Source organism: Arthrobacter sp. CJ23, from assembly GCF_024741795.1.
In the GTDB taxonomy this organism is placed as follows: Bacteria; Actinomycetota; Actinomycetes; order Actinomycetales; family Micrococcaceae; genus Arthrobacter.
This window is the reverse complement of sequence record NZ_CP102950.1, coordinates 2,392,886-2,413,304: the sequence shown is the minus strand read 5'-3', so window position 1 is coordinate 2,413,304 and position 20,419 is coordinate 2,392,886. Positions and strand designations below refer to the sequence as shown.

Genomic DNA, 20,419 nt, shown 5'->3' with positions numbered 1-20,419 from the left:
GTGGAATGGTCAGGCAACGGTGGAGTAGGCCACCACGCCACGGCGGATGAGGTCGATCGATTCGCGGCAGATTCTGGTGACGCGCGGATCGAGCGCGGGAACCTTGGCAAGCTGGTCGAGCAGGTCCACCACCTGCTTGGCCCAGCGGACAAAGTCACCGGCCGCCATGTCGGTTCCGTTGAGTACGTCCTGGAGATGCCGCCCCTTGGCCCATTTGAAGATCGGCCACATGAGGCCGAGCTCCGGCTCCCCGGTCAGCGGAAGCTTGTTCTGCTCTTCGGTGTCCTCCAGCAGGGACCATTCACGGACCACGATGTCGACGGCGGTCTCCAGCGATACGGACGGCATCTTGGGCCGCAGTCCCCGGTCCTCACGTTTGGCTTGGTAAACCAGCGTGCTCGCCAGCGCCGCCATCTCGGCGGCGTCGAGATCGTTGATGGCTCCCTGCCGGAGGGACTGGGAGATGAGCAGGTCCTTCTCGCCGTAGATCCGGCGCAGGCGCTGGCCGTCGGCACTGATGGCCGGCTGGCCGCCGCCGGCTGCTTGCAGGTACCCGTAGCTCGACAAGACGTCGCACACTCGGTCGAAAGTCTTCGCGATGGTGTTGGTGCGGCCCTGGATCTGCCGGACCAGCCCGTCCGTATCCTGGCGAAGCTTCCACCAGCGCTCCGACCACCGGGCATGGTCCTCGCGTTCGCTGCAGCCATGGCAAGGGTGGGCGCGCAGGGCCCGGCGCAGCTCGGCGATCTTCTTTTCCTGGTCCGGCATCCGCGAGCCAAGCCCGAAGTCCTCGTTCCTGCTGCTGCGTCCGACCCTGGGCACGTCCTCGCGCACCGCGTTGCGCAGGGATGCGGCGAGGTCGCGCCGGGGCTTGGGCAGCTTGGCATTGAAAGATTTCGGAATTCGGATCCGGGTCACTGGCGTGACCGGGCCGTCGACGTCGTGCACGCCGATCCGGCGCAACTGGTTGTCCGCCGTCAGCACCGCCGGCCGCGGCTCACGGGCGTTGTCGTCCGAGTTCAGCACCACGGCGTAGCCCGGGGTCCGCCCCCCTGACAGGTTGATGACATCACCGGGGATCAGCCGCGTCAGCGAAGCCCCTACATGGGACTTGAGCGCCCGCTGTTTGTTCCGCGCCGCGTGGTTCTCGGCGTCGCTGAGTTCGCGCCGCAGCTTGGCGTACGTGGTGAAGTCACCAAGGTGGCACTTCATGGATTCAGCGTAGCCGGCCAGGGACTCTTCCCTGCTGCGCACCTGGCGGGCAAGTCCCACCACGGAACGGTCGGCCTGGAACTGCGCGAAGGAGGATTCGAGGATTTCGCGGGCACGCTCCCTGCCGAACTGGGCTATCAGGTTGATGCTCATGTTGTAAGTGGGCCGGAAACTTGAGTTGAGCGGGTAGGTCCGGCGGGATGCCAGACCGGCCACTGCAGCCGGATCCGTGCCGGGCTGCCAAAGAACCACCGCGTGGCCTTCGACGTCGATGCCGCGTCTTCCAGCACGTCCGGTGAGCTGCGTGTACTCCCCCGCAGTGATGTTGACGTGCGCTTCGCCGTTGAACTTGTCCAGCTTTTCCAGCACCACTGAACGGGCGGGCATGTTGACGCCGAGCGCGAGGGTTTCGGTGGCGAAGACGGCCTTGACGAGCCCGTCGGCGAAGAGCTTCTCCACGACTTCCTTGAACGTGGGCAGCATTCCTGCGTGGTGGGCTGCCAGCCCGCGCAGGAGGCCGTCACGCCAGCTCCAGAATCCGAGGACGTCGAGGTCGTCCGCCGGGATCTCGCGGCTGGCTTCATCTACACGGAGCGCGATGATCTGCTGTTCGCGTTCGGTGGTGAGCCACAGCCCGGCAGCGGCACATTGCGCCACGGCGGCGTCGCAGCCGGCCCGGGAAAAAATGAAGGTGATGGCGGGCAGCAGGTCCTGGCGGTCGAGGCTGGCGATGACCTGGGGCCTGCTGGCCTTCCGGACGGGGCTGCGCTGCTCGCTGGAACTGCGTTCCTCGCGCTGGCGGTGCTGGCGGCGCTGGCTGCGTCCGCCGTGGCCGAACCGCCCGTTGAAGTTCATCCGGCTTTCGGCGCGGGCCATGGAGAGGAGTTCGGGGTTCACTTCGAATTCCGGGCCGGCTGACGGCGTCTGTCCCGTCCGCGCGGTGCTTGCCTTGCCGACGCGGCTGTCCGCAGGGGCGACAGCCGCCATGACAGCCGCGCGGTCGGACCCGTCCGGCTCGGCGGCCTCGGGGGCGATCTCGTCGAAACTGGTGTCGCCGGCGAAGAGGTCGACAATTTCCTTGCCCACCATAACGTGCTGCCACAGGGGTACCGGGCGGTGCTCGGAGACGATCACGTCGGTGTGGCCGCGGACGGTATCCAGCCAGGCACCGAATTCCTCGGCATTGGAGACGGTGGCACTGAGCGATGCCACCTGCACCTCGCTCGGCAAGTGGATGATGACTTCCTCCCACACGGCCCCGCGGAAGCGGTCCGCGAGGTAGTGGACTTCGTCCATGACGACGTAGCCCAAGTCACCCAGGGTTGCCGAATCGGCGTACAGCATGTTCCGAAGGACTTCCGTGGTCATCACGACGACGGGGGCCTCGCCGTTGATGGTGGTGTCGCCCGTCAGAAGGCCTACGTTACCGGAGCCGTACTTTGCCGACAGCTCGAAGAACTTCTGGTTGCTGAGCGCCTTGATGGGCGTCGTGTAGAAGGCCTTAAGCCCCCGTTCCAGGGCCAGGTAGATGGCGAATTCGCCGACGATGGTCTTGCCGGCCCCTGTCGGGGCCGCGACCAGCACGCCGCGGCCCTCTTGGAGGGACCGGCACGCCTCGCGCTGAAAGTCGTCCAGCTCGAACTCCAGGGTCCGGGCAAAAGCGCCAAGATGACTCTTTGCCTCGGCGGTCCGCTGCGCGGCCGCCTGGAAGCTGTCTGATGGTGAGGGAGACCCGGAAATGGAGGACATGCTTCAAGCCTAGTGGCCGTGTGTCTAGAGATTCTCCAGATCGGCGGCCGAGGTACCGGTGTCGGCAGTGGCTTCTGTCTCAGCGGCCCGCTTGGCAGCACGACGCTCGCGGCGGCGGTCGTTGAGCAGGCACACGCCGATCGCGGCGAAGAAGAGCAGAAGCATCGGAGCCGCCAGGTAGAACATGCTCATGGCGTCCGCGCCGGGAGCTGCCATGGCCGCAAACAGGCACACAAGGAAGATCGTGATGCGCCAGCTCTTCACCAACTGCTTGCCCTTGATGATTCCGGCCAGGTTCAGTCCCACAAGCACCACGGGAACCAGGAACGCGATGCCGAACGCCAGAAGGAGCCGGAGCACGAATGCCAGGTAGATCTCGGCACTGATGAAGTTGGAGCCACCCACCGGGGTGAAGTCCGTGAGAACACGGACAGCGTTCGGCAGGACCAACCAGGCCAGCAGCACGCCGCCCACGAACAGGGGAACCGCCGCGGCCACAAAGGAAAGCGCCAGGCGCCGTTCCTTCTTGTGCAGGCCGGGGACGATGAACGCCCAGAGCTGGTAGATCCAGACCGGGCTGGCCACGATCAGACCGAGAAACACCGAGACCTGGACCATGAGGTCGAACGAGCTTGCCACGCCGTCAAAGTTCAGCGTGGCCAGCCGGCCCTCTTTTTCATTCAGGTCCTTGATCGGTTTGATCAGCGCTTCAAGCAGGGGCTGATAGGCGATGAAACCGATCACGGTGCCAAGGATGACTGCGATGGCGGCCTTGAACAGCCGGTTCTTCAGCTCCTTGAGGTGGTCCAGCAATGCCATCCGGGCTTCAGGATTGGCTTTGCGCCCCTTTGTCTGTACCACTTCCGCTTAGACGCGGTTGGACGGCGGAACGTCGGTGTCGTCGCCGCTCTTGGTCTTGGTGTCCGGGTGCTCCACTACTTTGCCTTCGACGGCGTCGGAGCCTTCTTTGGCCTCCGTGGAGCCGTCCTTCTTCATTTCGCGGACTTCGGACTTGAAAATGCGCATCGACTGCCCGATGCTGCGCGCCATGGACGGCAGCTTCGGTGCTGCAAAGAGCACCAGGGCGAGAACGATGATGATGATGAGATGCCAGCCTTCGAGCCTCATGTGGGGAGGTCCTTTCCTTTTGGATACATCCTACGTCTAACTGAATTCTATGTCGTGCAGGGACTGGGGCTGGCCCCGTTCTGCCTTGCGCAATACGCGCCTTTTGCGGCGGACTTCCCGGCGGGAGGCTTTGGCCGTCACGTAATCATGCCGCATCTGTTCCGGCGAGGCAAAAACGGCCGAACCGGCCGGCTTCGCAGCTTCAGAGGGTTCTACGTCGGAGGTTTCTCCGAAAGGGTCGAGATGGCTGAAACGTTTCCCCCCGGCAGACAATTCATGAACTGTTGCCATGAACTGGCGGAACAAACGGATGCCCAGCAGGACGTAGAAGAGCAGCGACAGTGCTACGAGCGCGATCCACAGCAGGATCCATGACCACCAAGGCATCTGAGTAGTCTAGCGAGCCGGCATGTCAGTCTGCGTACTGCGCCAGTGCGGCGGAGAGCCAGTCCGCGATGGCCTGCCCCACCGGGCGCGGCTCCAGAACCCGGACCGCTCCACCGTGCTGCGCCACGAACATGGGCAGCCAGTCGGTGCTGCCGAACCGGACCTCGGCCAGCATCCCGCCGTCGGGCAGCGGTGCAGTCCGTTCGGCGTAATAGTCATCGGCGAGGCCGGCTCCCTGCCGGCTCAGCTGCAGAACCACCAAGGTGTCGTCATCGCTGGTGGTGAAGAGCTTCGCGGGGAAACCTTCCGCGGCCACGGCAAGGCCGGACGCCGGCCGGCCGTTGGCTTCGAGCTCCTCCACGCGGTCAAGCCGGAAGTTCCGCAGTCCCTGCTTGCTGTGGCAGTAGGCCTCGAAGTACCAGGTCCTGTCCAGGGAATACAGACGCAGGGGGTCGACGTCCCGTTCGGAGACGGAGTCCCGTTGGAGGGAGAAGTAGCGCAGGCGCAGCTGCTGGCCGTCGCGGATTGCCTGCGTGATGGTTTCGAACGCCCGTGAGTCTTCCGGTGCCACGGATTGGCCTGCCAGCGAGCTGGCGAGGCGCCCGGCGCCGCCTGCTGCGCCGGTCAGTTTGAGCGTCACCGATTCGAGTACGTCCCCGGACATGCCCGCCAGCGCCGGCAGGTCCCCGAGCATGGCCAGGCCCGTGAGGAGGGCGCCGGCTTCGTCTTCGCTGAAGCGCACGGGCCGGTTCAAGTCCAGGTGCTCGCTGATGTAGACGTGGTCGTTCTCCCACTGGATGTCCAGCAGTTCGTCCGGATAGCCCTCGGGCAGCCCGGAGCAGATGAGGATCTTCAGGTCCTCGATCAGTTCCTTGCGTGTGACACCGAACCGCTCGGCGACGTCCTGGATGTGCAGGCCCTGGTGGTGGACCAGGAATGGAACCAGCTGGAGCATGCGGGTGAGCTGCTCCTCGGATGTCCGCTTCCGGGCGCGCGGGACCGGTCCGGCGTCCGGGAAATCCACGGGGATGGAGGGGGCCGCGGCGAAAGCCGCTGCAGCCTCCAGGCGGCGCAGCACCGCTGCCCGCAATTCCGCCGGGGCAGCAACGTGGACGTTGGGCCCATAGGACGCGAGTTCTTCGGCGAGCTGTTCCGGATCCCGGAACGTGAGGCTGAGCCGGTCACGGCCTTCGCGCCCCGCGCCGTCGACGGGATCTTCCTCGGCACGCTTGCGGAGACCGAGGAGCCGGCCCGTCACTACGTCAAGGACCGCCCGCTGGAGGGGCAGCTCGCTAAGGGTGTCAAGCTCAGCGCGGGCGTCGAACGCCTCCGGCGGCTCGAACGTCCCGCTGGTGTCAACGGTGACCGCGGTCGTCATCCGGGACAGGCGGAAAAAACGCTTGGCCGAGCGTGCGCGGTCCAGCCCCACCAGGTACCACTGCCCGAAACGGCTGCCGAGCCCCCAAGGCTCCACCACCCGGTACTCCTCCCGTCCGGTGCTGCCGGCCAAGTAGCCGAAGCTGACGGGATGCTGGCCGTGCATGGCCGCCACGACGTCGTCGAACGCCTGCCCGGCGGGTTTGATGCGGGGCTGCAGGCCCGAGGGAAGTTCGACGTCGGCGAGCCCGCCGCCCGCCTGCAGCTTCCGCATGGCGCTGACCGCCGCGGAACCCAGCGCGGCCCGCTCCCATAGCTGCGCGGCCAGCATCAGCACGGTGCACTCGGCAGGAGTCAGACTCACGTCCGGCAGACGGTTGGCTTCCTTGCCGATGCGGTAGCGCGTGGATGCGGGGTCGTCCTCGCCGAAACCCCGGTCCGTGATCGTTTCGATCTCGAAGCCGAACTGGCGCAGATCAACCTTGTCCCGCTCAAACATGCGTCCGAAGGCAACGTCATTCCCGGCGTCGTCGTGGTAAACCTTCTCGCGCAGGACGGCACGGGAAAGCCCCAGTTCCGTGTTCAACAGGGCCAGGAGCAGATTGAGGAGTCGTTCAGTACGTGATGCGGACACCCTGCCACGTTACTAAAGTCCCCGTGCAAAGCGTGAAGGCGCGTCACCTGCCGGATGGATTCCGGGAGATGACGCGCCTTCGTGCTTCGATCCGAAGCGGGTGTTGCGTGGCGTCCTGGGTTAGCGGACGGCGACGAGGTCCACAACGAAGATCAGTGCTTCATTGGGCTTGATCGCTCCGCCGGCACCGCGGGAGCCGTAGGCAAGCTCGGAAGGGATCTCCAGGCGGCGGCGGCCGCCGACCTTCATGCCCAGCAGGCCCTGGTCCCAGCCCTGGATGACCTGGCCGACGCCGACGCGGAAGTCCAGCGGTGCGCCCCGGCCCCAGGAAGCGTCGAATTCTTCGCCCGTGGACCAGGCGACGCCCACGTAGTGGGTGGAAACGGTGTCGCCGGCCTTGGCCTCAGCGCCGCTGCCTTCGATGATGTCGGTGATGACGAGTTCCGTGGGAACGTCGCCTTCGGGGAAGTCGATTTCCGGCTTCGTGCGGTCGAGATCACGCTGACCAAATGACATGGTTGCTCCTTGCTTGGATACGGAGTTGGGTTACGGACAAATATGTGGAAACAGCTGGGGGCTACTTGGCGCCGAGGATGTCGACGACGAACACGAGGTCACCCTTGGCTTCGCCCTGTCCTGCCTCACCGTAGGCGAGGTCCTTCGGGATGACCAGGAGGACGCGCGAGCCGACGGTCTTGCCGGCAAGTCCCTGGGTCCAGCCCTTGATGACGCCGGTCAGCGGGAAGCTGGCGGGCTGGCCGCGGTCGAAGCTGGAATCGAACTTCACGCCGCCCACGAGGTTGACGCCCACGTAGTTGACGGTCAGTGTGTTGCTGGCCGTGACCGCCGGGCCCGAGCCCTTGATGAGGTCCTGGGCGATGAGCTGTGTGGGGGCGCTGACGCCTTCCACGGAGATCTCGGGGATGCCCTTGTCGTTGACCTTGACGGTGGGCAGACCGGCCGGCGGGGTCACGGTTTCGCCTTCGGGCTTGTCCAGGACCTTGGCCGAGTCCTTCACGGACGTCACCTTGAGAATGAACAGGCGGGTCTCCTTCGAGGCCTCGCCGGTCTGGGCCTGCGACGGGACGGCATAGCCCAGCTGGGAGCCGACCTTGGTACCGACGAAGGCGTTGTACAGGACGGCGTCCTGGGCCTTGAATTCGTCATTCAACTCAATGGCTTCGGGCTCGGTGTCGTACGAGTCACCAAGTGCCTTGCCGTCCTTGCCGTCCAGGGCGATGAAGGAGACCGAGATCGTCTGGCCGGCCTTGACACGGTCGCCGCCGCCTTCGGCTACCACCTTCACGGTGGCCTCGGCAACTTCCAAAGGCTTGGCGAAGTCAACGCCGGGAGCCTTCTTGTCGCCGTTGTCCGTGACCTTGACGGAGTCAAGCTTGGCGGTTTCGCCTGCTGACTGGCTGGTGGGCTCCGGGCTTGGGCTGCCTCCGCATGCGGTGAGCAGCAGGAGGCCCGGAATGAGAATTGCTAGGAGTCGGCGCACAGAATGAACTTTCGTCGGGGCACAAGGAGAGCCTGGCCGCGCACTGGGCGCGGCCAAGCACTGGGCGGCCTCGTAGAGGCCACCATCCAGAATAACCCGCCAAGCTGGGAGTCAGCTCATTGAATCAAGGAGTGCGTCGACCCGCTCATCGACACTGCGGAAGGGATCCTTGCACAGAATGGTCTGGTGGGCGCGGTCGTTCAGCTTCAGGTGGACCCAGTCAACGGTGTAGTCCCGGCCAAGTTCCTGGGCCCTACGGACGAAGTCTCCACGGAGCTTGGCGCGCGTCGTCTGGGGCGGAGCGTCCACGGCGTCCTTGACCTCGGTCTCGGTGACGACCCTCTTGACGGCGCCGCGGGACTGCAGCAGGTAGTACAGACCGCGCTGGCGGGAGATGTCGTGGTACGTCAGGTCCAGCTGGGCGATCCGGGCCGAATCAAGGCCGATGCCATGCCGCTGCATGTAGCTGTCCATGAGCTTCTTCTTGATGGCCCAGTCCACCTCGGTATCGATGCCGCTGGTGTCGCCGCTTTCGATCGCGTCCAGGGTCCGTCCCCACAGGTCGAGGATGAGCGGCACGTGGGCGTTGTGGGCGCCGTTGGCGGCGACGAACTCGGTGACCTTGGCGAAGTATTCGCGCTGGATCTCAAGTGCCGATAGCTGCCGGCCGTTCGCCAGCCGCACCAGGGCCCGGCCGGTGAGGTCGTGCGAGATCTCCCGGATGCTGCGGATGGGGTTCTCCATGCGCATGTCCCGCATGATGACTCCGGCCTCGATCATGCGCAGGATGAGGTCCACTGTCCCCACCTTGAGCAGGGCCGAGGTTTCCGACATGTTGGAGTCGCCGACGATCACGTGCAGGCGCCGGAAGAACTCCGCATCGGCGTGCGGCTCATCGCGGGTGTTGATGATGGGCCTGGACCTGGTGGTGGCGGAGGAGACGCCCTCCCAGATGTGGTCGGCCCGCTGCGAGAACGCGAACGTGGCCCCGTGCGGGGTCTTCAGCACCTTGCCGGCGCCGGCAATCAGCTGGCGGGTGACGAGGAACGGGATGAGGATTTCGGCCAGCCGGGAGAATTCGCCCCTGCGCGGGATGAGGTAGTTTTCGTGGCTTCCGTAGGAGTTCCCTGCGGAGTCCGTGTTGTTCTTGAACAGGTACACGGTGCCGTTGAATCCCTCGGCGGACAAGCGCATCTGTGCTTCGTCCACCAGGTCGTCAAGGATGAGCTCGCCCGCGCGGTCATGCGCGATGAGCTGGGCGAGGTCGTCGCATTCAGCCGTCGCGTATTCGGGATGCGAGCCGACGTCAAGGTAAAGCCGCGAACCGTTGGTCAGGAACACATTGGAAGAACGTCCCCAGCTGACCACTTTGCGGAACAAGTACCTGGCGACCTCCTCCGGGGCCAGTGGACGTGAGTCCGGACTCGAATACGAGATGCCGAACTCGGTCTCGATGCCGAAAATCCTCTTATCCATCTCAGGCCTCCTCAGCCAGCAGCTGTGTGATGTCTTCCGCTCCCAGTCGGCGGAAGGCCCTGCGCGATCCCCTGCTGCTTTCCGAACCGCGGTCCAGTACGGCGATCTCGACGGCGGTGGCCGGCAGGGCGTCCACCTCTTTGTCCGTTGCCAGGGCCTTGACGGCCAGGCGCATCGCGGCGGCCAGGTCCAGTTCGGATTTCCACCCGGCCCTGACCACGTCTGCCACCTGTTCCGCGAGGCCCCCCATCACCACAAAGCCGTTCTCGTCGGCGATGGACCCGTCAAAGGTGAGCCGGTAAAGGTGGTCGTCGGCCTGGTTCAGCCCGACTTCGGCCACTGCCAGCTCAACCTCAAAAGGCTTCTGCTCGGCTGTGAACACAGCACCGAGGCTCTGCGCGTAGACGCTGGCCAGCCCGCGTGCTGTGACGTCCTCCCGGTCATAGGAATAGCCGCGCACATCGGCGTACCGGACGCCGGCCTGCCGGAGGCTTTCGAATTCGTTGTACTTGCCGACCGCGGCGAAACCGATCTTGTCGTAGATCTCGCCGATTTTGTGCAGGGACGGCGAGGGGTTCTCGGCCACGAAGGCAATTCCGTCGGCGCAACTGACCACCACCACGGAGCGTCCCCGTGCGATGCCCTTCCGTGCGAAGTCCGCACGGTCCTTCATCAGCTGTTCGGGCGATACGTAGAACTGCTGGGTCATCTCAGGCCTCCCTCCGTGCGACGGTGCGCGATTCGACTATTCCTTCGGCGATGGCCGCCAGATCCCGTTCGGGGATGCGGCGGTTTCCGGCCCGGTTCACCGTGTAGACCACCGGCCAGAGCTGCCGAACGGCGTCGGGGCCGCCGGTGGCCGAGTCGTCGTCGGCGGCGTCGTATAGTGCCTCGACGGCGACCGCGACGGCCTCTTCCTCCGTGAGGTTCGGCCGCCACAGTTTCTTGAGGGCGCCCCGCGCGAAGACGGAACCGGAGCCCACCGAGTGGTGCTCCTGCTCCTCATAGCGGCCGCCGGTCACGTCGTAGGAGAACAGCCGGCCGACGCCCATGACGGTGTCGAAGCCGGCGAAAAGCGGGACCACGGCGAGGCCCTGCATGGCCATGGGCAGGTTTCCCCGGATCATGGCACCGAGCCGGTTGGCCTTGCCATCCAGGCTGAGGAGGGTTCCTTCGATTTTTTCGTAGTGCTCCAGCTCAACCTGGAACAGCCGCGTGATGTCGATGGCCAGGCCGGCCGTGCCCGCGATGCCAAGGACCGAGAACTGGTCGGCCGGGAAGACCTTTTCAATGTGGCGGCTGGCGATGACGTTGCCCATGGTGGCGCGCCTGTCCCCCGCCATCAGCACACCTCCCGCATAGGAGATCGCGACGATGGTGGTGGCGTGCGGCGTGGGCGGGACGCTCCCCGCCGGAAGAGCCTGGCCGAAGGGAAGCAGCTCCGGCCTGGAGCGTTGCAGATGCTCGGTAAACGAGGACGTTGCCTGGGTGGCCAGGTGGCGGGCGGGTAGGTCCTGCATTGCTGCGCTCCTTCGACTCTCACATCCGATGCCCGGCGGCCTCACACCGGCCGGGCCGTACAACCTTGTTCCGCCGCGGCTACTGGCCGCCTTTTTGGACGAAGGCCCGGACGAATTCCTCGGCGTTGGATTCCAGCACGCCGTCGATTTCGTCCAGAAGATCATCCACTCCCTGGGTGGCTGCCGAGGCCTGGGCCTCCGGAGCTGCCGGCGGGGCCTCGGGGACGTCCACCTCGGATTCAGTCTCGCGTGACTGTGGTTGTTGTTGCTCCTGCGCTGCCATTTCCTTCTCCCTACTGTCCGTCCCCGCCTGTGGGGACTTCCTTAATGCCATATTGCCACGGCTGCAGCCGCTTCGCCCTGCTTTGCGGGGCCCTCGGTTAAGCCCGTGGCGGAGCGGTGTTCTGCCCCATCAGTTCGGCCAGGAACGACGCCGCATCCGCGTGGCGCCGGAACAGCGGCCCTGTCAGGAATTCGGTTCCCCGCAGCGGCTCCCGCGTGGGCACACGCTGCAGTTTGCCCATTCCCGGGACATCGAAAATGACCGAATCCCAGCTGGCCCCGACCACGTCGTTGCCGAAGTTGGACACGCATTTTCCGCGGAAGAAGGCGCGGGTGTCCGACGGCGGTTCCAGCACCGCGCGGCTGATGTCGCCGTCGTCGACGATTCTCTGCATCCTGTCCCGGGACAGCAGGCGGTGGTACAAGCCCTTTTCGGGACGGATGTCCGACCACTGCAGGTCCACGAGGCCCAGCCGGGCATCGTTCCAGGCGAGGCCGTCGCGGTTGCGGTAGCCGTCGAGGAGGGACATCTTGGCCAGCCACTCCACTGAAGATGCCGCGGCGGCCAGGTCTCCGCCGAGGGCGGTCAGGGTGGCCTCCCAGCGCTCCAGGACTTCGTGGGTGTGGCCGTCGCCGGTGAAGGCATCGGATACGCCCGATTCCTGGGCGAGCTTGGCCGCGGCCTCGTAGTAGATCCACTGGATGTCCAAGGCGGTGACCCTTCGCCCGTCCAGGAGCCGGACCGTGGCGGTGAGGGAGGTGTCATGGCTGACGGTTTGCAGGGCCTGGACCGGTTCGTGGACTTCGATCTTCGGCGCCTGGCCGGCTTCGATGAGGCTGAGCACCATGGCGGTGGTTCCGAACTTCAGGTAGTTGGAGACCTGGCTGAGGTTCGCGTCGCCGATGATCACGTGGAGCCGGCGGTACTTGTCCGCCGTGGCATGGGGCTCATCGCGGGTGTTGATAATGGGCCGCCGGATGGTGGTCTCGAGGCCTACCTCGGCCTCGAAGAAGTCGGCGCGCTGGCTGATCTGGTAGCCGGGCGTGGAGCTGTCCTGGCCCCGGCCGACCCGGCCGGCGCCGCACACCACCTGGCGCGAGACGAAGAACGGCGTCAGGCCACGGATGATGTCACCGAACGGCACGGAGCGGGGCATGAGGTAGTTCTCATGCGAGCCGTAGGAGACGGACTTGTTGTCCGTGTTGTTCTTGTAGAGATTGATGGCCGGCAGCTCCGGATCCGAGGCCACCCTGCGCACCGTAGCGAGTGCCACGAGGTCCCCGGCGGCATCCCAGGTGACAACATCCCGGGGGTTGGTAACTTCGGGGCTCGAGTATTCGGGGTGGGCGTGGTCCACGTACAGCCGTGCCCCGTTGCCCAGGACCATGTTCATGAGGAGCGAACCGGATTCGTCCGCGCCGTCGGATTCCAGCTCCTGCCGGCCATAGGCCAAGGCGACGGCCTCGGCGTCGAGCACGGGGGGCTGGTCGGTCAGCTGGCTCGGATCCGCGGAGGCCCGCTCAAGGGTCCAGCCGCGCGCGTCGTGGAGCGGTTCCTCGTCCGTGTAGTCCCACCGTGTTTCGGCACCGCCGGCGGCACGCTGCCGTGTGACGGCGGCGTAGGCCTGGATGATCCGTGCGGACATCATGGTGGCGTTCGCGCCCGGGGCCGACGGCGCGTGGATGCCGTATTCGGTCTCCGAACCCATGACGCGCATGGCGCCGCCGACGGGAAGCTTCTCGGACGGCGCGCCCTCGGGGTGCCCCGTCACAGGTACTGGCCGGTGTTGGGCGTCGTTTCGATCGACTTCCCGGGCTCCTGGCCGGCCTTGCCCTGGACGATGGTGCGGATGTAGGTGATGCGTTCGCCCTTCTTGCCGGAGATGCGTGCCCAGTCATCCGGGTTGGTGGTGTTGGGCATGTCCTCGTGCTCGCGGAACTCATCCACCACGGCGCGGAGCAGGTGGTCGATGCGCAGGCCCTTCTGGTTGGTGGTCAGCAGGTCCTTGATGGCGTACTTCTTGGCACGGTCCACCACGTTCTGCACCACGGCGCCGGAGTTGAAGTCCTTGAAGTAGAGCATCTCGGTGTCGCCGTTGGCGTACGTGACTTCGAGGTACTCGTTGGACTTCTCGGTGGAGTACATGGCTTCCACCGTCCGCTGGACCATGGCGTCCACGGTGGCCTGGACGTCTCCGCCGTACTCGGCCAGGTCGGTGGCATGGAACGGGAGGTCGGTGGTGATGTATTTGCTGAAGATATCGGCGGCGGCCTCGGCATCGGGGCGCTGGATCTTGACCTTCACGTCCAGGCGGCCGGGACGCAGGATGGCCGGGTCGATCATGTCCTCACGGTTGGAGGCACCGATGACGATCACGTTGTCGAGCCGCTCCACGCCGTCGATCTCGCTCAGCAGCTGCGGCACGATGGTGGTCTCGACGTCGGAGGACACGCCGGTGCCGCGGGTGCGGAACAGGGAGTCCATCTCGTCGAAGAACACCACCACGGGGCTGCCGTCCGAGGCCTTTTCCCGGGCGCGGGCGAAGATCTGGCGGATGTGCCGTTCGGTTTCACCAACGTACTTGTCGAGGAGCTCGGGGCCCTTGATGTTCAGGAAGTAGCTCTTGAGGTCGAGGTTGCCGGCACGCTCGGCGGCACGTGCCGCCAGCGAGTTGGCCACGGCCTTGGCGATGAGGGTCTTGCCGCAGCCCGGCGGGCCGTACAGCAGGATGCCTTTGGGGGCCTTGAGGCCGTGTTCGCGGTACAGGTCCGGGTGCAGGAAGGGAAGCTCGACGGCGTCGCGGATCTGTTCGATCTGCGGGCCCAGTCCGCCGATGTCCTCGTAGGTGATGTCCGGGACTTCCTCGAGGACGAGGTTCTCGACTTCTGCGCGGGGCACCTTTTCCAGGGCGTAGCCCGTTCGGGAATCCAGCGACAAGGCGTCACCGATTTTCAGGTGCTGGCCCTGCAGGGCGCCCGAGAGGCGCACCACGCGTTCCTCGTCGGCGCGGCCCACCACCAGGGCACGGTCCTTGCCCAGCAGTTCCTTGAGCGTGACCAGTTCGCCGGCGCGTTCGTAGCCGAGTCCGGCGACGATCAGGAGGGCCTCGTTGAGCAGGACTTCCTGGCCCACGGCGAGCTGGTTGACGTTGACCAGCGGGCTGATGCCGACGCGCATCTTCCGGCCCGCGTTGAAGATGTCCACGGATTCCTCCGTGGCGGCCTGGCCGGAACTGCCCGCGGTGGGCAGCCGGCGCGGGTTGATCTGGACCACGGTGCCGAAACTGTAGGGCGGCTGGCCTTCCTGTTCCAGGGCGCCTTTCAGGCGGAGGATCTCGGCCTTGGCCGCCTCCAGCATCGTCACCAGCTTGGTGTTGTTCTGGGTGGCTGCGGCCAGTTGCCGGTCAATGTGGCGCAGTTTGTCGCGCAGGATGTTGATCTGGCGCTCGGCCACGGTCATGTCGCCGGCAGGGTCCGACGGCGGCACGGCGGCCGGTACGCGGGCCGTCACCCCTTCCGCTGCTGCGGTCGGTTCCTCCGGAGTTGTCCGTCCGAAGTCGTTGTTCGACGTATCCACGATTCATCAGCCCCTTCCTGCGCTTAACAAGACCTTAGACCCGAAAAGCGCAGGGAGGACGCTGACATCCGGAATGCGGACTACTTTGTGACCTTTGCTCAGCTTGTGACCGAGGGGTCGTCCTGGACATTGGTGCCGGCGATGGCATCGCGGGCGGCACGGCGGAGCTTCTTGTCGGAGACGGCGCGCTCCCCCACGGCACCGGGGGTCCAGGCGTTGAGGTCCTCTTCGCTGAATTCGGTCTTGGACGGGCGGCGCTTGACGGAAATGCCCGTGACGCCGTCCGCCAGGCGGCGGGTCACCAGCAGGAAGCCGGTGTGGGCCACCATGCGGTGGTCCGGGCGCACGGCCAGGCCTTCAAGGTGCCAGCCGCGGACCATGGATTCCCAGGCGTCGGGCTCGGTGAAGCGGCCGTCGGCGCGGATGGCCTCGGCGGTGCGGGACAGCTGGGTGACGGTGGCGACGTAGTTGATCCATACGCCGCCGGGTGCCAGCACCGTGGCCACGGCGTCCAGGCACTCCCAGGGAGCGAGCATGTCCAGCACCACGCGGTCGACGGAACCGGGCTCTTCCGCGCGGACCACTTCCTCCTGGAAGTCGCCCAAGGAGATCTTCCAGGCCGGGTGCGCGCCGCCGAAGATGGTCTCCACGTTGCCGCGGGCGATGTCGGCGAATTCCTCGCGGCGTTCGAAGGAGTGCAGGTAGCCGCCGTCGCCGACGGCGCGCAGCAGCGAGATGGACAGCGCGCCGGAGCCGACACCTGCCTCCACCACGCGGGCGCCGGGGAAGATGTCCGCCATGGTGACGATCTGGCCGGCGTCCTTCGGGTACACCACGGCCGCGCCGCGGGGCATGGAGAGCACGAAGTCGGAGAGCAGCGGGCGCAGGGTCTGGTACTGCTGGCCCACGTTGTTGCTGACCACGGAACCGTCCACCTTGCCGATGATTTCGTCGTGGTTCAGAAAGCCGCGGTGCGTGTGGAACGCTCCGCCGATTTCCAGGGTGACGGTGTTCATGCGGCCGCGTTCGTCCGTGAGCTGGACCCGCTCGCCCACCCGGAAGGGTCCACGGCGCCGTGCGGCGCCGGTCGGCTGGACGGCAGGGGTGGCCGCGCCGATGGCCGTGTCGTTGATGGCCAAGTCGTTGGCGGCGGTTTCGCTGCTCATTGGTGTTTCCTCGCTCCTGTACGGCGGTTGCCGTCAATTATTGCTGCCTCGTGGCGCGTCAAAGCTGTCCGGGATATTTCACGGCCGGCACGTAACTCTACCGGCTGGGGCGTCAGGGACGCCCGTTTCGGCGGGGTTCTTTACCTGTAATCGCTGTCACTACCGCCTGTTGCCGCAGCAGGCCCGTCACCGTTCCGTTGTGGTCCACTACGGCGTACTCGCCGCCGTCGAGCCGTGAAAGGTACTGGATCAGTTCCTGCCCCTTGGACCATTCAGGCACATAGGCGCCCGCGGCAAGCGCGTGGGCTACGGCGGTGACGGGTGTGGCCGCCGCTGCGCCGGGAGGGACCGCCGCGGTTGCCGCACCGTCGACAAGGCCCTGCGGCTTGCCGTCCGGGCCACAGATCACGACGGCGGGCGTTCCGGCGGGCGCGATCCTCAGCACGTCTTCCACGGTGGCGGAATTAGGGATCCCGACGGCGGGTTCGGCCAGCGCGACGGCGCTCACCAGGTGCAGGCGGCTGCGGAAGCGTCCGCTTTGGATGGCTCCCGAGGCCCCCACCCACAGGAACCCGCAGACGAGGACCGTGATAAGCAGGATGCTGACCTCGGGCAGCGTTCCGCTGAGCAGCGGCAGGCCGATGAACCAGATGACCAGGCCCGCGACGATCACACGGCCGGCCCAACCGGCCGCCACCGTGCCCTTTTCCTGGCTTCCCGTGGCTTTCCACACGGCGGATTCGACCAGGCGGCCGCCGTCCAGGGGCAGGCCGGGCAGGACGTTGAAGATCCCGATCAGGAGGTTGGCCCACATGAGGATGTTGGCCAGGATCTCCACGACGCCCGAGACAGCACCGGAGAGAAGCAAGGCCCACGTCAGGCCGGCGAGAACGAAGTTCGCAGCCGGACCGGCGAGGGCCACCAGCACGGAACGGCCGGGAGAAGCGGTGAAGCTCTCAAACTGGGTATGCCCGCCCCACAGGTTCAGGACGATCTTCTCTGTGGGCCACTTGAAGGCCTTCGCGCTGAGCGCATGGGCGAGCTCGTGGACCAGCACGGAAAAAGCCAGCAGCAACGCATAAGCGAAGGCCACGAGGTAGGCGCCGAACCCCAGCCCGGGCATCCGCAGGAGCAGTGCCGGACCATAGACGATCACGGTGAAACCCGCGATGACAAACCACGAATAGGCCAGGAACACGGGAATACCGGCGATGCGGCCCAGCGGTATGCCCTCTCTTTTCCTGCTGTGGGCGCCGTGCTGCGCTGTACCAGGGCTGCTCACTTAGTTGACTCCTTCAACGAGCAGGCCGGCATCGGCATCCCGCAGAGCGGCCCTCGCGGCCACCAGTTCTTCAAGGTCGGCGACGCCCCGGCCCCGCAGCGAGTCCCACGTGGCGCGGCGTGCATCGTCCGGTAACGGCATCTGGTGCGGGATGCCTACGGTGACCACGCCCGAGGCAATGGCTGCTGCCACGCCGGGGACAGAGTCTTCCAATGCCACGCAGTGGTCCACGGTCACGGCCGAGTCGCTGGCGCGCAGGCGCTCGACGGCGGTGAGATAGGCCTCGGGGTGGGGCTTGCCCTGGGTCACGGTGTCGCCCGTGACCAGGAATTCGAAGTACGGCTTAGGCAGGCTGTCCACAACGACCTGGGCGAGCGGACCCTCGGACATGGTGACCAGGGCGCAGCGGACGCCGGCGCCGTGAAGGTCATCGAGCAGTTCGCGGGCACCCGGCCGCCACGGCACTTCCGTGCGGACCTGCCGGATGACTTCGGCGCTGAGGAGGTCGATGATGTCGCGGGCCTCCATGCGGACGCCCGCCTGCTGCAGGATGCCCGCGGAGTGCAGCAGCGACTGGCCCACCAGTTGCATGGCCTGTTCGTGCGACCAACGCCCTCCGTGGGCTTCCACGAGCGCATACTCCGCAGCGATCCAGTACGGCTCCGTGTCCACGAGAGTGCCATCCATATCCCAGAGAGCTGCTTTGAGGAAGGGCTGGGTGGCTGAGGATTGCATGGCTTCAAGTCTACGTGGAAGCCCGGGGCCGGCTGGCCGCCTTGCCGTGCGGACCCTCACCGGCATGCCGCAAGCCGGAATGCCATGCATCCGACCGCGTCTTGGACGTAGGGTGAGTGGATGAACAGTGTGGACGGGACCCCCGAGGGACAGGACAGCGCACCGGAGCCCGAGCGATTTCTCCAGGCCGGACCGGAAGGCGGCCGCGTCACCGTGATGCTGGCGGCCTTTGAGGGCTGGAACGACGCGGGAGAGGCGGCCAGTGATGCCCTGCACTATTTGAACAAGCTCTGGGACGGCAAGAAGGTCGCCACGGTGGATGCTGAAGACTACTACGATTTCCAGTTCACCCGGCCAACGGTCCGCCGTACATCCACCGGCGCGCGCAAAGTTAAATGGCCATCCACCCGGATCTACCGGGCGTCCGTCCCGGACAGCAATGTGGACGTTGTCTTTGTCCTCGGCAGCGAACCGTCCTACCGGTGGCGCGCCTACACGACGGAACTGCTGGTCCATGCCGAGGCCCTCGGCGTGGACGCCGTGGTGCTCATCGGGGCGCTGCTGGCCGATGTGCCGCACAGCCGCCCCATCCCGGTGAGCACCACCACCGAGGACAGTGGCCTGCGGGAGCGCATGAACCTGGAGTCTTCGCAGTATGAGGGCCCCGTGGGGATTGTGGGCGTCCTGGCGGAATTCGCGCTGCTTGCCGGCCTGCCCACAGTGTCCCTGTGGGCAGCCGTGCCGCATTACGTGGCGCAGCCGCCGTCGCCGAAGGCCCAGCTGGCCATCCTGCACAAGGTCGAGGACCTCCTGCAGGTGCCGCTGGACACGCACAGCCTTGCCGAGGAATCGGAGGCCTGGGAGCGCGGCGTGGACGAGCTCGCCACGGAAGACCCCGAGATTGCGGCGTACGTGCGGCAGCTAGAGGAGGCGAAGGACACCGCCGATCTCCCCGAGGCCACCGGCGAATCGATCGCACGCGAGTTCGAGCGCTACCTCAAGCGCAGGGGCAAGGAACGCCCCTGACGGCCGGGGCCCGGCGCCGCAAACGCCGGGCCCCAGTACTCAGGAGCTCAGTACTCCGGAGCTCAGTGCTCAGGAGCTGTCAGAGCTCGACGCCGAGCAGGGCGTTGACGGCGTCACTCACCAGGGCGCTGTCGATGGGCGAGTTCGGGGTTTCGCTGCGCACGGCCCCGGCAGCCCAGGCGTCGACGGCGGCAATTGCCCCCGGCGCGTTGAGGTCGTTGGCGAGTTCGCGGCGCATGAGGGCCAGCAGCTCCGCGGCCGAACCCTCCGGTGCGTTCTCACGGGCGGCCCGCCACGTGCTGAGCCGCTCCTTCGCAGCGTCAAAACCTTCGCTCGTCCAGGACCAGTCCGAGCGGTAATGGTTGGCCAGAATGGCCAGGCGGATTGCCGCCGGTTCCTCGCCGGCCGCGCGCAGCTTGGAGACGAGGACCAGGTTTCCCTTGGACTTGCTCATCTTTTCGCCGTCCAGGCCCACCATCCCGGCGTGCGCATAGTGGCGTGCCAGTGGCACACCCGCCAGGGAGTAGGCGTGCCCTGCACCCATTTCGTGGTGCGGGAAAATCAGGTCCGAGCCGCCGCCCTGCACCGTGAACGGTGCGGGAAGGTACTTCTGGGCGATGACCGTGCATTCGATGTGCCAGCCAGGACGTCCGTCGCCCAGCGAGCTGCCGGGCCAGCTGGGTTCGCCGTCGCGGGCCACCCGCCACAGCAGCGGATCAAGGGCCTGGCGCTTCCCGGCACGGCCGGGGTCGCCGCCGCGTTCGGCGAAAAGCTCCAGCATTTCCGCCTCCCCGAGGCGGGAAACGTCACCCAGCGTCCAGGCGTCAGGGGCATCGGACTGCTTGCCGGCGGCCTCGACGTCGTAGTAGATATCGCCGTCGGGCTCTCCCCCGGTGCCCGCCACGCGGTACGCAAGCCCGTCCTCGATGAGTTTCTCAATGGCGGGAACAATCCCGGGGATCGCTTCCACGGCGCCGATGTAGTGGTTGGGTGCCAGGACGTTCAGGGCGTCCATGTCCGTGTGGAAGAGCTCGATCTGGCTCGCGGCGAGCTCGCGCCAGTCCACGCCGGTGGCCGCGGCCCGCTCCAGCAGGGGATCGTCGACGTCGGTGACGTTCTGGACGTACGAAACGCGCTGGCCGCCGTCCCGCCAAGCCCGGTTGAGAAGGTCGAAGGCGACGTAGCTGGCCGCATGGCCCATGTGGGTGGCGTCATACGGGGTGATGCCGCAGACATACATGGACTGCTCGCCCTGCGGTTCGACGTCCGTGATCCTGCCAAGGGCCGTGTCAAAGAGTCGGAGTTGCGGCATGCTGCCGGGCAGTTCAGGCACAGGGCGGGAGGTCCACGATTTCACAGCTCAACCT

The 20,419-nt window shown here is 66.2% G+C and carries 18 protein-coding genes; 1 reads left to right on the top strand and 17 read right to left on the bottom strand.

Annotated features, from left to right (window positions below; all coding sequences use genetic code 11):
• Positions 1-9: 9 nt before the first annotated feature.
• The 16 genes from NVV90_RS10640 to NVV90_RS10565 form a co-directional block, all read right to left on the bottom strand.
• Positions 10-2,961, bottom strand: a complete 2,952-nt coding sequence (locus NVV90_RS10640; protein ID WP_258437280.1) for an RNA helicase — start codon at positions 2,959-2,961, stop codon at positions 10-12.
• Between the two features lie 24 nt (positions 2,962-2,985).
• The gene (tatC, locus tag NVV90_RS10635) at positions 2,986-3,780 is read right to left on the bottom strand and encodes a twin-arginine translocase subunit TatC (protein WP_258437279.1); all 795 of its coding nucleotides are present in this window, start codon (positions 3,778-3,780) and stop codon (positions 2,986-2,988) included.
• Between the two features lie 48 nt (positions 3,781-3,828).
• On the bottom strand, positions 3,829-4,089 hold the full coding sequence (gene tatA / locus NVV90_RS10630; protein WP_258437278.1) for a Sec-independent protein translocase subunit TatA: 261 nt from the start codon (positions 4,087-4,089) through the stop codon (positions 3,829-3,831).
• A 36-nt stretch (positions 4,090-4,125) separates the two neighbouring features.
• Positions 4,126-4,476, bottom strand: coding sequence for a hypothetical protein (locus NVV90_RS10625; protein WP_258437277.1), 351 nt, complete (start codon positions 4,474-4,476; stop codon positions 4,126-4,128).
• Between the two features lie 25 nt (positions 4,477-4,501).
• Positions 4,502-6,487 (bottom strand): YafY family protein, encoded by a 1,986-nt coding sequence (locus tag NVV90_RS10620; RefSeq protein WP_258437276.1) that lies wholly within the window; start codon positions 6,485-6,487, stop codon positions 4,502-4,504.
• Positions 6,488-6,607: 120 nt separating this feature from the next.
• On the bottom strand, positions 6,608-7,003 hold the full coding sequence (locus tag NVV90_RS10615) for an FKBP-type peptidyl-prolyl cis-trans isomerase (RefSeq protein ID WP_207616952.1): 396 nt from the start codon (positions 7,001-7,003) through the stop codon (positions 6,608-6,610).
• Between the two features lie 61 nt (positions 7,004-7,064).
• Positions 7,065-7,988 (bottom strand): FKBP-type peptidyl-prolyl cis-trans isomerase, encoded by a 924-nt coding sequence (locus NVV90_RS10610; protein WP_258437275.1) that lies wholly within the window; start codon positions 7,986-7,988, stop codon positions 7,065-7,067.
• A 111-nt stretch (positions 7,989-8,099) separates the two neighbouring features.
• A complete protein-coding gene (gene pafA, locus NVV90_RS10605) occupies positions 8,100-9,464 on the bottom strand; it encodes a Pup--protein ligase (protein ID WP_258437274.1) in 1,365 nt (454 codons plus the stop codon).
• Position 9,465: 1 nt separating this feature from the next.
• Entirely contained in the window at positions 9,466-10,173 is a 708-nt protein-coding gene (prcA, locus tag NVV90_RS10600; protein ID WP_258437273.1) for a proteasome subunit alpha, read from the bottom strand.
• Position 10,174: 1 nt separating this feature from the next.
• Complete coding sequence (gene prcB, locus NVV90_RS10595; RefSeq protein WP_258437272.1) at positions 10,175-10,984, bottom strand: proteasome subunit beta; 810 nt, start codon at positions 10,982-10,984, stop codon at positions 10,175-10,177.
• Positions 10,985-11,063: 79 nt separating this feature from the next.
• Positions 11,064-11,267, bottom strand: coding sequence for a ubiquitin-like protein Pup (locus NVV90_RS10590; RefSeq protein WP_207616947.1), 204 nt, complete (start codon positions 11,265-11,267; stop codon positions 11,064-11,066).
• Between the two features lie 97 nt (positions 11,268-11,364).
• Positions 11,365-12,984, bottom strand: a complete 1,620-nt coding sequence (gene dop, locus NVV90_RS10585; protein WP_258441137.1) for a depupylase/deamidase Dop — start codon at positions 12,982-12,984, stop codon at positions 11,365-11,367.
• A gap of 50 nt (positions 12,985-13,034) precedes the next feature.
• Positions 13,035-14,843 carry a proteasome ATPase gene (gene arc, locus NVV90_RS10580; protein ID WP_258437271.1) on the bottom strand — a complete coding sequence of 603 codons (1,809 nt, stop codon included), beginning with the start codon at positions 14,841-14,843 and terminating at the stop codon, positions 13,035-13,037.
• Positions 14,844-14,941: 98 nt separating this feature from the next.
• Positions 14,942-16,009, bottom strand: a complete 1,068-nt coding sequence (locus NVV90_RS10575; RefSeq protein ID WP_258437270.1) for a tRNA (adenine-N1)-methyltransferase — start codon at positions 16,007-16,009, stop codon at positions 14,942-14,944.
• Positions 16,010-16,121: 112 nt separating this feature from the next.
• Positions 16,122-17,291: a site-2 protease family protein gene (locus tag NVV90_RS10570; RefSeq protein WP_258437269.1), complete on the bottom strand. Its 1,170-nt coding sequence runs from the start codon at positions 17,289-17,291 to the stop codon at positions 16,122-16,124.
• Positions 17,292-18,026 (bottom strand): HAD family phosphatase, encoded by a 735-nt coding sequence (locus NVV90_RS10565; RefSeq protein WP_258437268.1) that lies wholly within the window; start codon positions 18,024-18,026, stop codon positions 17,292-17,294.
• Positions 18,027-18,146: 120 nt separating this feature from the next.
• Between NVV90_RS10565 and NVV90_RS10560 the strand changes: the two genes are divergently transcribed.
• On the top strand, positions 18,147-19,052 hold the full coding sequence (locus NVV90_RS10560; RefSeq protein ID WP_258437267.1) for a PAC2 family protein: 906 nt from the start codon (positions 18,147-18,149) through the stop codon (positions 19,050-19,052).
• Positions 19,053-19,131: 79 nt separating this feature from the next.
• Here the strand turns inward: NVV90_RS10560 and mshC are convergent, their stop codons facing one another.
• Positions 19,132-20,409: a cysteine--1-D-myo-inosityl 2-amino-2-deoxy-alpha-D-glucopyranoside ligase gene (mshC, locus tag NVV90_RS10555; protein ID WP_258437266.1), complete on the bottom strand. Its 1,278-nt coding sequence runs from the start codon at positions 20,407-20,409 to the stop codon at positions 19,132-19,134.
• Positions 20,410-20,419 lie beyond the last annotated feature (10 nt).